Annotated in this window: 7 protein-coding genes; 2 read left to right on the forward strand and 5 right to left on the reverse strand. The window is 70.5% G+C overall.

Translation table 11 applies throughout. The features are described 5' to 3' along the window. Positions 1-54: 54 nt before the first annotated feature. From JIG36_RS27520 to JIG36_RS27535, 4 genes are read right to left on the reverse strand one after another with little or no spacing between them, the layout of a single operon-like run. Positions 55-1059: a glycoside hydrolase family 6 protein gene (locus tag JIG36_RS27520; RefSeq protein WP_203379277.1), complete on the reverse strand. Its 1005-nt coding sequence runs from the start codon at positions 1057-1059 to the stop codon at positions 55-57. Continuing rightward, on the reverse strand, positions 1059-3011 hold the full coding sequence (gene glxA / locus JIG36_RS27525; protein WP_203379278.1) for a radical copper oxidase GlxA: 1953 nt from the start codon (positions 3009-3011) through the stop codon (positions 1059-1061). The genes JIG36_RS27520 and glxA overlap by 1 nt, the downstream gene beginning before the upstream one ends. Further along, the gene (locus JIG36_RS27530) at positions 3008-4762 is read right to left on the reverse strand and encodes a glycosyltransferase family 2 protein (protein ID WP_236048293.1); all 1755 of its coding nucleotides are present in this window, start codon (positions 4760-4762) and stop codon (positions 3008-3010) included. The genes glxA and JIG36_RS27530 overlap by 4 nt, the downstream gene beginning before the upstream one ends. Then, positions 4762-6540: a hydrogenase maturation protein gene (locus JIG36_RS27535; protein WP_203379279.1), complete on the reverse strand. Its 1779-nt coding sequence runs from the start codon at positions 6538-6540 to the stop codon at positions 4762-4764. Before JIG36_RS27535 ends, JIG36_RS27530 begins: the two co-directional genes overlap by 1 nt. A gap of 186 nt (positions 6541-6726) precedes the next feature. On the opposite strand from JIG36_RS27535, the gene mfd reads away from it, so the two are divergent. Beyond that, positions 6727-10353 carry a transcription-repair coupling factor gene (gene mfd / locus JIG36_RS27540; protein ID WP_203379280.1) on the forward strand — a complete coding sequence of 1209 codons (3627 nt, stop codon included), beginning with the start codon at positions 6727-6729 and terminating at the stop codon, positions 10351-10353. A gap of 56 nt (positions 10354-10409) precedes the next feature. Further along, on the forward strand, positions 10410-11144 hold the full coding sequence (locus tag JIG36_RS27545; protein WP_203379281.1) for a hypothetical protein: 735 nt from the start codon (positions 10410-10412) through the stop codon (positions 11142-11144). A gap of 293 nt (positions 11145-11437) precedes the next feature. Here the strand turns inward: JIG36_RS27545 and JIG36_RS27550 are convergent. After that, on the reverse strand, positions 11438-11811 hold a 374-nt coding region (locus tag JIG36_RS27550), incomplete at its 5' end, for an IS30 family transposase (RefSeq protein ID WP_203379282.1).

Below are 11811 nucleotides of genomic sequence, written 5' to 3' on the forward strand. Positions count from 1 at the left end.
ACCCCATGTGGGGGCTGATTGAGGTAAGTCTCACGTAACGACCCTGGAATGAATTCACCGGGCCAGGGCGTACGCGTAGGCGGGAAACCACTGGCCGGCCGGGGGTTGACCCGGCCCGCAGGCGCCATCGGACTCCCCAGGACGTTTCACCCAAAGGTACGCATCGACCAGCGTGTGCCCCGTCCGCAGCGTGGGCGCGGGCCCGAGCCGGCGCCCGGCCGGGTTGCACCAGTGGCGGTCCCCGGCGCCGCGCTGGGCCGGCCCGTTGCCGTTGCGGCTGGTGTCGACCACGAAGTGCTTGCCGCCGAGCAGACCCGAGACCACTTTCCCGTACGCCACGTTGTCCGCCGTGGTCTCGAAATTCGCCACGTTCAGCGCGAACCCGCTCGCCGTGCCGATCCCCGACTGGCGCAGGGCGGGCCCGATCTGCCCGGCCGGGATCCACGTCGGGTTCCCGGCGTCGACATAGACGTGCACGGCCAGGTTCGCCCGCAGCGCCGCCACCGCGTGCCGCAGCAGCCCGTAGCGCTCGGCCACCCGCGCCGGGGAGAGGCAGCCGCGGACGGCCTGGGCCACCGCGTCCGGCTCCAGCACCACGATGGCGCGGTGACCGCGCAGGGCCCCGGCCAGCGCGGTCACCCACCTCCGGTAGGCCGCGGCGTCGGACGCCCCGCCCCCCGAATGCCCCGAGCAGTCCCGGTGCGGAATGTTGTAGAGCGTCAGCACCGGGGTGCGCCGGGCGGCGGCGGCCGCGGTGACCAGCCGCCGCGCCCGCTCGACGTAGCCCGGGGAGTCGTCGGTGAACCAGACCGAGGTCGGCTGGTCGGCGATCCGGCGCACGACGGCCGCGTCCGACGTCCGGCCGGCCTGGTCGAGCCAGCGCACGGCGGAGACGGCCGCACCCGTCGGGTCGACGTAGAGGTGCGGGCTCACCGAGTGCGGGGGGTGCGGGATTCTTACCTCGGGGTCGCGCTCGCGGGCCCCGGCGGCGACCGCGAGGGTGCCGAGGCCGACGAGCGAGGCCGCGAGGATCAGGGGCAGACGGGCCCGGACGGCCATCACCGCACCTTGAGCCAGCGGGCGACCGACGGCCGCCCCTGGTCGTCGACGAGGAAGAGCATGTGCCAGCCGGACGACGCGATCCCGGCCTCGCGGGGCACCCGCAGCTCCAGACGGCCGCCGGCCGACCGCTTCAGACCGAGCGCGACCGAGCGCTGGTCGGTGTCGGTGCCGTGGGTGACCGAGCTGGGCCGCAGCAGCCGGGCCGACCGGATCCGGTCCGCCTGCGGCGTGGCCACGGTGAAGGCGCCGCCCCGGGTGACCTCGCCGGGTGCGTCCGCGATGACCGGGCGCTCGCCCTTGAACAGATACGGCGGGCTGTAGACCTCGATCCGCTGCTCGAACGTGCCCGGCGCCTCGCCCGAGCGGTCGTAGAGCGGGTCACTGCCCAACGTGATGAGCCGGCCGTCGGGCAGCAGGATCGCCTCGGAGTGGTAGTTGCGCCCGACCGTCGACTCGGCGGCCGTACGGAAGGAATTGGTCGAAGGCACGTAGAACTGCGCGTTGAACAGGTCGCTGCGCGTCTGACCCCGGTACGGCCCGCCGCGGTAACCGGACGAGCCGCCGCTGGTGAAGACGGTGTCGTCGGGCAGCACCACGGTCGAGAGGTAGCGCGCCGGCTTGGGCAGGTCGGGGCCGGGACGGTAGACGGGCTTCCTGGCCTTGAGATCGACGATGTCCGTACGGGCGGTCGAGATCGGCGAGTCACCGACCCCGCCCCCACCGAAGATCATCACCTGCTGCTCCTGGGCCGGCGGCAGCAGCACCGAGGTGGCGGTCTCGTTGAGCTCGGGCTGTCGCAGGCCGGGCACGGGCTGGAAGCGGTTGTCGTCCAGACTCCAGATTCCCGGCGTACGCCCTTCCTGGTCGGAACCGTAGCCGCTGTTCGCGCCCGAGTAGAAGATCCGGCCGTCGGCCATCTGGTGCAGGCTCGGATAGGTCGGGAAGTAGCGCTCGTGCTTCTTCGACTCCGACCACGTGCGCTTGCTCGCGTCGTAGACCTCGTTGCGCCCGGGCAGGATGCGCCCGAACTGGTCCAGGCCCGAGACCGCCAGCACGTCGCCGTCGGTCATCGTGACCAGGGTCGGGTACCAGCGGTGCTCGACCATGTCGCCGGTGCGCTGGTAGCGCTCGGTGCGCGGGTCGAACTCGTACGAGGTCTTGTCACCCCCGTACTCCTGCTTCTCCCGCGTGATCTTGTCGGACACGCCGTACAGGTTGGTGGCGTCCGAGCCGGTCAGCCCCTCGATCCGGTACTGCGCGCCGTCCCGTACGACGGAAGCGTCTCCCGCGCGGACGGCGTCGACGAAGACCTCGACCTCGCCCGCCGTGATCGCGACGTGCGGCCCGTGCACCACCTTGCGGGCGGCCGGGACGGTGACCGTCTGCCGGCTCTTGTACTCGTGCCCGGCCGCCGAGCGGAACGTCGTGCCCTTCACGAACTTGCGCGCGCCGTGGTCGGGCGACTCGTTCTTGATCTTCATGACCCCGCCGGCCCGCTTCACGTCCTTCTCGAGCACCTCGTACGACTTGGTGCCGCCCGCGATGAGCAGGTTGCCGTTGGGCAGGAAGCTGTGCCCGGCGCAGAACACGTCGGTCGGGGTGTCGACCTCGCTGAACTCGTCGGTGCGGGGGTCGTAGAGGACCGTCCGGAACGTGCCCGCCTCGAACTGCTCACGGTTGTTGCCGCTGCCGGCCACGATCAGCACCTTGCCGGTGCTGAGCAGGGCGGCGTGGATCGCGTTGACCCGGAAGCCCTGGGGCACGGGCAGCTTGGCCCAGTGCCCGTACTTCTGCTTGTAGGACTGCCGGTTGATGTTGTAGTTGTGCAGCGCCTCGGTGCCGGCCGCGAGGACCGGGCGGTTCGCGAACGCGACCACGGCGAGCACCACCACCGCGACTGTTCCGCTGGCCATCCGGCGCGCGAGACTGGGGCGGGGGCGGGGCTTCATACAGCGGGCTCCTTGGTTTTTCGGCGGCGCTGGACGATCCAGATCGCCGGCGGGGTCAGGCAGATGAGCAGGTTGAGCGCGGGCCAGACGAACATCGCGTTGTCCACGTGACCGGTGATCTCGGCGACGATCAGCAGCACCACGAAGAACGCGGCCCAGCGCAGGCCGGGCGCGAACGTGGCGAGCCGGTCCGGGCTGGCCGAGTCGCCCTTGGGCGTGACCACGAACCCGGCCTTGCGGCGCAGCAGCGCGCCGACGAACGACGACACGTAGATCGGTGTGGACAATGTGGACGCGACCATGCCGGTCAGGCCCGACGAACCCGCCTCCTCGTGCGGGCTGGTGTTGTGCCGGCGGTTGAACACGTACAGCCCGACCTGGAACAGCGCGGCGTCGATGTAGAGCATCAGCCACACCTCCTGCGGGACGTAGACGCCCTGGGCGCCGAGGGCCAGGTAGCAGAACGCGTTGACGGCGCCGAGCAGCCAGGCCAGCGCGGTCAGCGGGTAGTACGACATCAGCAGCGTGTAGTGCAGCGCGCGGCCCGGGCCGAGCTTGAACGCCAGCCGCGCGAACTTGCGCATGACGACCTCGTCGGTGCCGCGCGACCAGCGGTGCTGCTGGGTGAAGTAGTCCGTCCAGGCCGATGGGCCCTCACCCACGGCCAGCACGTCCGGCGTGTAGACGGACCGCCACTTCGCCGCGTGCAGGGCCAGGCTGGTTGCCATGTCCTCGGTGATCGAGTCCTGCAACCCGCCGATCGATCTCAGAGCCTTGATCCGTACGGCGTTGTTGGTCCCGACCAGCATGGCGATCCCGCGCCGGTTGCCGGCCCGCTGCAGCAGCGAGTGGAACAGGTACTGCTGCGACTCGGCCCAGCGCGTCACCAGGTTGTCGTAGTTGCCATAGATCTGCGGCCCGACCACGAACCCGACCTCGGGATCGCGGAAGTAGCCCAGCAGCCGCTCGCAGAAGTTGGGCAGCGGCACGTGATCGGGGTCGACCGACACGAACACGTCGTAGTCGTCGCCGTTCACCTCGACCCACGAGTTGTAGTTGCCGTGCTTGGTCTTCGCCTTGAACGCGCCCGATTCGGTGTTGAACTCGGCCCGGCCCTTGCGGCTGAAATGGCGGACGCCCAGCCGCTCGCACATGGCCCGCACCTCGGGGTCGTCGCCCTCGTCGAGCAGCCACACGTCGTACGTGCCGCCGTAGCGCACGTTGCGGGCCGCGCGCAGCGTCTTCTCGACCATCGCCACGGGTTCCTTGCCGGGCACGATCGTGGTCAGGAACGCCACGCGCATCGTCGTGTCCGGCACCACCGGCACCGGGTCGCGCGCCCACAGCGTCGACAGGCAGAGCGTGACCACGTTGACCAGCCGGAACAGCTCGATGGTGGCGGTCGCGCCGATCATCACGATGGCGCTGACGTAGTGCACCAGGCTCAGCGACCGGTCCGGGATCACGATCGACGCGATCAGCCACCCGAAGAACGTGCTCTCGAAGGCGAACGCGAACAGCGTGATCAGGACGGTGAGGAACGGGCGCCGCCGGGCCAGGCGCTTCATCCGTACGCGATAGGGCTCCTCGCCCTCGGCCGGCGCGGGATCGGCCGGACCGGCGAGCACGCTGTAGGCGCTGTAGTTGTAGCGCGCGGGCAGCAGCATCGTGGCCGCCTGCAACGCCGGACTGACACGCACCCGCCCGGTCGGCCGCCGGGGTGCCGGGACCTTCTCCTGGACCTTGCGCATCAGGCGGACAGGGGCACAGCGGGCCGCACGACCGGCTGCCGTTGTTCCTTGGGCGCGATCCGGCTCACCGTCGTCTTGCGCGAGGTCAGCTGCAGGCGCTCGGGCGTTCCGGCCGGCTTCGCCTTGGTGACGAAGTCGCGCCGGGCCTGGGCGAAACCGGACCGGTCACCGAACATGTCGCGGCTCATCTCGGCCAGCTCGCGGGCCTCGTAGACCTCCAGCGGCACCCGCTCGGCGGCCAGGCTGCGGGCCTTGGCCTGACGACGACGGCGGGCGCTGCGCGGGTCACTCTCGCGCTCGGCCAGCTCGGTCAGCCATTCCGTGTACGCCTCGGGGTGCCGCGGCCCGACCTCGTCGACCAGCCCGATCATGACCGCGTGGTCGGCGCTCACCGGGAGCTTGTCGTCGACCAGCCGCTGCGCGCCCTCGGCGCCGACCCGCTTGGGCAGGGTGAAGGTGTGCAGCTCGGAGCCGTACAGACCCATTTCGTAGTACGGGTTGAGGACGATGCCGGAGCGGCCGGCCACGATGTCGGCGCCCAGGCCGAGCATGACGCCACCGGCTCCGGCGCTCCCGGCGTACGCGGAAATGACGACCTGCCGGGCGCACGTGATGATCTCGCGGCACACCTCGTTGATGGCCCGGATGTTGGCCCAGGCGCTGCCGGCCGGGTCGGGGGAGGCCTCGATCACGTTGAGGTGGATGCCGTTGCTGAACGCGTCGGTGCCACCGCGCAGCACCAGCACCTCGGTGTCCTGGGCGGCCGCGTGACGCAGCCCGGCCAGCAGCCGGCGGCAGTGCCCGGGGGCCATCGCGCCGTTGTAGAAGTCGAAGGCCAGCCAGCCGATCCGCCCGCTCCGGCGGTAGCGCACCTGGCGGTAGGCGTTCGGGGTCTCGGGCTCGGTGCCGACCGGCAGTGGCGAGTGCGGCACCCCGCGCAGACGAGCGCCGAGCAGCGTGGTGGCCGGGAGCTTGATTCCCGTACGCCCGTGGTTGGCCTCAGCCGCACGCAGGTGGCCCAGCCAGATGCTGCCGTCGCCGGTGCCGACCAGCACCGCGCCCTGACGGCGGCTCAGCAGCGCGCCCGGTCGCTTGGTGCGGGTCGCCAGGCCGGGCGTGGCGTCGTAGGCGAACACCGGCAGCCCGCCGACCTCGGTCCGCACACCCGGAGCGCCGTCGGCCGCCCGGATCTTGCGCAGGATCCGCTCGGTCGGGTCGGACCAGTCGAACGCGCGGTCGTCCTGGGTCATCAGCGGCCGCGGCCGGGCCCCGGGCGTCTCGGTCGGCGCGTGATCGGCCGGAACCGGCGCGAAGTCCGGGTCGGCGGCCTTGGCCACCACCTCGAAGATGCAGTCCATGGCGGCGTCCGCGACCGGGCCGTTGTAGAGCGACGACTTGCGCGGAGCGGCGGCCGGCATGCCGAAGGTGCGGGTCGCCCAGATCGGTCCGGCGTCCATCTCCTCGACCGCCTGCAGCGCCGTGACCCCCCAGGTGTGCGCCCGCTCGGCGATCGCCCAGTCCAGTGAGGACGGCCCACGGTCGCCGACCGGGCCCGGGTGGATGATCACCGTGCGCCGGTTCTTCCAGACCTCGGCCGGCACCCGGTCCTTGAGGAACGGGCAGAGGATCAGGTCGGGATCCGTGGCCCGCACCGCATCGATCATGTCGGACGCACTGGTGGCAAGCTGCACTCCCACGTCGTGCCCGGCCTCACGCAGCGCGCACCAGGCCCGCTGGCTCAGACCGTTGAACGCCGTAACGAGCAGCAGGATTCGCACGTTGCCTCCCCAGGGAATGCTTTCTGCCGCTGCCCACTATTGCCCCGTTATCGATGGGTATGTCGGACATGGTGTGCGTTGTTGTGTGGGCACCCGTGAATGTCGGTGGTCCGGACTAAACTTGAGGTCGTACCCCCGCCCCATTGGGCGTTTGGGGTCTTTCGACGTGCTTGAGGTGTTCCACGCATGCAGCTCTCCGGACTGATCCCCGCCGCGTTGCGCGACCGCGGTCTCGCGCGTGCCCGCGACCTCGCGCGCCGGGGCTTCGCCGAATCCGACGCACTCGACCTCACCGCGCCCGCCTCGCTGCGGCCCTTCGTCGTGGCCACCGTCGCCGGGGCGGCCGCGATCGGCGGCGCCGACCGGCCGGTACTCGCCGTCACCGCGACCTCCCGTGAGGCCGACGACCTGGCCGACGCGCTGGGCTGCCTGATCAGCCCGTCCCGGGTCGCCGTCTTTCCCTCGTGGGAGACGCTTCCCCACGAGCGGCTGTCGCCCCGCTCCGACACGGTCGGCCGTCGTCTGGCCGTGCTGCGCCGCCTCGCCCACCCCGGTGACGAGCCGGTCCAGGTGGTCGTCGCCCCCGTCCGCTCGCTGCTGCAACCCCAGCTCAAGGGCCTGGGCGACCTCGAACCGGTCGAGCTGACCGCCGGCGGCGAGGCCGAGCTGGAAGACGTCGCCCGGCGTCTGTCCGACATGGCGTACGCGCGGGTCGACCTGGTCACCAAGCGCGGCGAGTTCGCCGTCCGGGGCGGCATCCTCGACGTCTTCCCGCCCACCGACGAGCACCCGTCCCGGGTCGAGTTCTGGGGTGACGAGGTCGAGGAGATCCGCACCTTCGCCGTCGCCGACCAGCGCACGATCGACCCGGTCGACCGGCTGTGGGCGCCGCCCTGCCGCGAGCTGTTGCTGACCCCTTCGGTCCGCTCGCGCGCTGCCGACCTGGCTGTCGCTCATCCCGAGCTAGCGGAAATTCTGGACAAATTGGCCGAAGGGATCCCGGTCGAGGGCATGGAGTCGCTGGCCCCGGCGCTGCTCGACGGCACCGGCAGCATGGAGCTGCTGATCGACTGCATGCCGGCCGGCACCCACGTGCTGCTCTGCGATCCCGAGCGCATCCGCACCCGCGCCCACGACCTCACCCGCACGTCCGACGAATTCCTCGAGGCGTCGTGGGCGGCGGCGGCCGTCGGCGGTCAGGCCCCGATCGACGTCGGTGCCATGGCGTTCAAAACCCTTGCCGACGTACGGGCCCACGCCGCGACCCTGTCGCAGCCGTGGTGGACGGTGTCGCCGTTCGGTCTGGCCTCGTCTGATTCCCCTTCCTCTTCTTTAGAAAATGATCAACCGTGGCTCGAGGCGCCGTCGGTCGAGGTCTCGCCCGACCTGGGTGACGCGGTGGCCCTGGCCGCCCAGCCGGTGCCGCTCTATCATGGCGACACCGCCAAACTCGCCGCCGACCTGCACGAGTGGGCCGCCGCGGGCTGGGCCATCGCGCTGGTCTTCGAGGGCCACGGCACCGCCCAGCGCGCCACCGAGGTGCTGCGCGACGCCGGCCTGGGCGTCACCCCGGCCGACTCGATCGAGACGCCGATCGAGGACGGGCAGCTGCTCATCACCTGCGGCGGGCTCAACCACGGTTTCGTCGACGCCGCCTCCCGCCTGGCCGTCATCACCGGCAACGACATCAGCGGCGGCCGCGGCGCCTCCACCAAGGACATGCGCAAGATGCCGTCGCGGCGGCGCAACACGATCGACCCGCTCGAGCTCAAGCCGGGCGACTTCGTGGTGCACGAACAGCACGGCATCGGGCGCTACGTCGAACTGGTGCAGCGCACGGTCAACGGCGCCGACCGCGAATACCTCGTGATCGAATACGCCGCGTCCAAGCGCGGCCAGCCCGGCGACCGTCTCTACGTGCCCACCGACCAGCTCGACCAGCTGTCCCGCTACGTCGGCGGCGAGTCGCCCTCGCTGCACAAGATGGGCGGCGCCGACTGGCAGAAGAGCAAGGCCCGGGCCCGCAAGGCCGTCCGTGAGATCGCCGCGCAGCTCATCCAGCTCTACGCGGCCCGGCAGGCCTCCCAGGGGCACGCGTTCGGCCCCGACACCCCGTGGCAGCGCGAACTGGAAGACGCCTTCCCCTACCAGGAGACGCCCGACCAGCTGGCCGCGATCAGCGAGGTCAAGCACGACATGCAGCTGGCCGTCCCGATGGACCGCCTGATCTGTGGCGACGTCGGCTACGGCAAGACCGAGATCGCCGTACGGGCGGCGTTCAAGGCGGTGCAGGACGGCAAGCAGGTCGCCGTGCTGGTGCCGACCACGCTGCTCGCCCAGCAGCACTTCAACACGTTCACCGACCGGATGGGCCAGTTCCCCATCACGATCAAGCAGTTGTCCCGCTTCCAGACGCCCAAGGAGGCCCAGCTCACCCTGGAACAGGCGGCCAACGGCACGGCCGACATCGTGATCGGCACCCACCGTCTGCTGTCGAACTCGACCAAGTTCAAGAACCTGGGCCTGATCATCGTCGACGAGGAGCAGCGTTTCGGCGTCGAGCACAAGGAACAGCTCAAGGCGCTGCGGGCCTCGGTCGACGTGCTCACCATGTCGGCCACACCCATCCCTCGTACGCTGGAAATGGCCATCACCGGCATCCGCGAGATGTCGACCATCGCCACGCCGCCCGAGGAGAGGCACCCGGTGCTCACCTTCGTCGGCGCCCACGACGAGAAGCAGGTGGCCGCGTCCATCCACCGCGAGCTGCTGCGCGACGGGCAGGTGTTCTACCTGCACAACCGGGTCGAGTCGATCGACAAGGCGGCCCGGCGGCTGCGCGAGCTGGTGCCCGAGGCCCGGGTCGCGGTGGCGCACGGCCAGATGAGCGAGGAACAGCTCGAGAAGGTGATGGTCGGCTTCTGGGAGAAGGAGTTCGACGTCCTGGTCTGCACCACGATCGTCGAGTCCGGCATCGACATCCCCAACGCCAACACGCTGATCGTCGAGCGGGCCGACCTGCTCGGCCTGGCCCAGCTGCACCAGATCCGCGGCCGGGTCGGGCGGGGCCGCGAACGCGCGTACGCCTATTTCCTCTACCCCCGCGAGAAGCCGCTCACCGAGCACGCCCACGAGCGGCTGGCCACCATCGCCCAGCACACCGAACTGGGCGCCGGCATGTACGTGGCGATGAAAGACCTCGAGATCCGCGGCGCCGGCAACCTGCTCGGCGGCGAGCAGTCCGGCCACATCGAGGGCGTCGGCTTCGACCTCTACGTGCGCATGGTCGGCGAGGCCGTGCAGGCGTTCAAGGGCGAGCGCCCCGAGGAGGAGCCCGAGGTCAAGATCGATCTGCCGGTCGACGCGCACCTGCCGGTCGACTACATCTCGGTCGAGCGGCTGCGCCTCGAGATGTACCGCAAACTGGCCGAGGCCCGCGACACCGCGAACCTCGACGAGGTGGTGGCCGAGATGACCGACCGCTACGGCGAGCCCCCGGCCCAGGTCGCCAACCTCATCGCGGTGGCCCGGTTCCGGCAGACCGCCCGGGCCTACGGCCTGACCGACGTCTCGATGCAGGGCAAGCACATCCGGTTCTCGCCGCTGCCGCTGCCCGACTCCAAGCAGCTGCGTCTGAAGCGCTACCACCCCGACTCGGTCTACAAGCACGCGACCGACCAGGTGAGCGTGCCCCGGCCCAGCACCCGGCGCGTCGGCGGCGAGCCGCTGCGCGACCAGGCCCTGCTGGAATGGTGCGCCCAGCTGCTCAAGGACGTGCTGGGCGAGGTGCCGGCCCCGGCGGTGGCGAAGTGATCGTTTCCCCGGGGGCGGGTGACCTGAGTCATAACCCGCATGAGAGAGTCAACGCCATGCAGCGTGCTCGCCGACTCGTATCCATCGTCGTCGTTGCGTCCCTCGCGACGGCCGGTCTCACCGCCTGCCGCTCCGAGCCGTCCGTGGCCGCGTACGTGGGTGACAGCGCCAAGGTCACCGAGGCCCGCGTGCAGGACGTCTGGGACAACGCCGAAGAAGCGCTGACCGCCGCGACCGCCGACCAGCCCGAGGCGCCGGCCATGTCGATCACGCGCGCCGACATCGTGCGCACCCTGGTCGGCCACGACGTGCTCACCGGCGTCGCCCGGCGCGAGGGTGTGACCCTGCCGGCCGAGCTGGCCCTGGGTGACTACGCGACCCAGCTGCGCCTGCCACAGTCCGCCGAATACGTCCGCCTCTACGCCGAGTTCGACGGCCTGCTGCGGGCGCTGCGCACGAAGGTGCAGTCGTCCGCCCCCGACGCCACCGACGACGACCTGCGCGAGGTCTACGACGTGCTGCTGTCCAGCGGTGAGATTCCCGCCGGCACCACGTTCGACCAGTTCAAGCAGCAGTTGCCGGCCGAGAATCTGGCCCTGGTCAAGACGGCGGCGGCCGTGCGCAAGGAGGTGGCCGAGCTGACCGACACGATGGAGATCACGGTGAACCCGCGCTACCAGCCGCTGAACATTCCGGTCCTGGAGTTCCAGACCCAGAGCGGCCAGTTGAGCCCGCTCGTGGTGGTGCCGCTGGGCGAGGGCGCCGACAGCCCGGTGACCGACGTTTCCTGACGTTCAGTTCCTGATGTTCGCTTCCTGATACGGCCGCGAGTGGGGTAGCCCTCTCTCGCGGCCGTTTCTGTTTCTGCCGCCCGCGTTCTGCGGCCTGCGTTCTGGTCCACGTCTGCGGGTCTGCGTTCTGCGGCCTGCGTTTCCGGTCCACGTCTGCGGGTCTGCGTTTCCGGTCCGCTTTTCCGGTCCTCCTGTGGACGACTTGGTTTGGGGCCGTCTCCCGTCTGTGGAGAAGTCACCGCTTGGGCTTGACATGGCCGTAGCCTCCTCCCTATCTCCCTGGGCGGGTGGTTTCAGGGGGTCGTTGCAACACGGTCGGTGTTGAGGAGTTTAGCGAGGCGTTCGGCGGGGGTGTCCCAGTCGAGGGTCATGCGGGGGCGGCTGTTGAGTTCGGCCGCGACCGCGGCTAGATGTTCGGGGTCGTGGGCGGCGAGGTCGGTGCCTTTGGGGAAGTACTGGCGGAGTAGTCCGTTGGTGTTCTCGTTCGTGCCGCGTTGCCAGGGGCTGTGCGGGTCGCAGAAGTAGACGGGCATGCCGGTGGCGAGGCTGAACTGGTGGTGCAGGGCCATTTCGACGCCCTGGTCCCAGGTCAGCGACCGTTTCAAGTGCGTGGGCAGGGCGGCGACGGTGTGCAGGAGGGCGTCGCGGACCTGTTCGGCGTTCTGGC

The organism is Paractinoplanes ovalisporus, from assembly GCF_016834655.1.
Taxonomy (GTDB): Bacteria; Actinomycetota; Actinomycetes; order Mycobacteriales; family Micromonosporaceae; genus Actinoplanes; species Actinoplanes ovalisporus.

Excerpts from the sequence above, each read along its gene's own strand:
- JIG36_RS27520 (WP_203379277.1), bottom strand. The coding sequence starts at position 1,059 with ATGGCCGTCCGGGCCCGTCTGCCCCTGATCCTCGCGGCCTCGCTCGTC.
- glxA (WP_203379278.1), bottom strand. The coding sequence starts at position 3,011 with ATGAAGCCCCGCCCCCGCCCCAGTCTCGCGCGCCGGATGGCCAGCGGA.
- JIG36_RS27530 (WP_236048293.1), bottom strand. The coding sequence starts at position 4,762 with ATGCGCAAGGTCCAGGAGAAGGTCCCGGCACCCCGGCGGCCGACCGGG.
- mfd (WP_203379280.1), top strand. The coding sequence starts at position 6,727 with ATGCAGCTCTCCGGACTGATCCCCGCCGCGTTGCGCGACCGCGGTCTC.
- JIG36_RS27545 (WP_203379281.1), top strand. The coding sequence starts at position 10,410 with ATGCAGCGTGCTCGCCGACTCGTATCCATCGTCGTCGTTGCGTCCCTC.